General features: G+C 68.1%; 1 protein-coding gene. It reads right to left on the minus strand.

Features of this window, described 5'->3' with window-relative positions; genetic code table 11:
- On the minus strand, positions 1 to 899 hold an 899-nt coding region (locus ACTOQ2_RS43945), incomplete at both ends, for an ABC transporter permease (RefSeq protein WP_440107986.1).

Here is an 899-nt window from a genome sequence, read left to right on the forward strand (position 1 = left end):
CGCCGCTGGAGCAGCACGGCCACCACGATGATCAGGCCCTTGGCCACCAGCTGGTCGCTGGTGTTGAGCCCGTTGAGGATGAACAGGTTCGTGATCACGGTGAAGATCAGCAGACCCAGGATCGACCCGATGATCGACCCGCGCCCGCCGGTCAGCAGCGTGCCGCCGATGATGACCGCGGCGATCGCGTCCAGCTCGTACAGATCCCCGTGCGTGGAGGAGCCCGTCGTGGTCCTGGCCATGATCAGCACCGCCGCGATGCCGCAGCACAACCCCGACAGCGCGTACAGCATCACGGTGTGACGGCGCACGTCGATACCGGCCAGCCGGGCCGCCTCGGGGTTACCGCCCACCGCGTAGGTGCGCCGGCCGAAGGTGGTGCGGTTCAGCAGCACCCATCCGGCGATCACCACCAGCACGAAGATGTAGACCAGCACCGGGATGCCCAGCACCCGGCTGGTCGACAGCTCCACGATCATCTCGTTGCCCTGCTGCACCAGCTGGGTGCGCCGGTCCGACATCCGCTGCGCCAGACCCCGGGCGGCCACCAGCATCGCCAGCGTGGCGATGAACGCCACCATCCGCCCGTAGGAGATCAGCAGCCCGTTGACCAGGCCGGCGCCGGTACCCACCAGCACCGCGCACAGGATCATCACGAACGGGCCGTAGGACTGGGTGGCCAGGGTGGTCGCCCACACCGACGCCAGCGCCATGATCGCGCCCACCGACAGGTCGATGCCCCCACCGATGATCACGAACGTCATGCCGACGGTGATCACCCCGATGGTCGCGGCCAGCGACAGGATGCTCACCATGTTGGAGGTCGTGGCGAAGGTGTCGGGCACCGTGACCAGACCCACCACGGCCAGCAGCACCAGCGCGACCACCAGGCCGAGATG

The sequence above is a fragment of the Streptosporangium sp. H16 genome, from assembly GCF_051918855.1.
In the GTDB taxonomy this organism is placed as follows: Bacteria; Actinomycetota; Actinomycetes; order Streptosporangiales; family Streptosporangiaceae; genus Streptosporangium.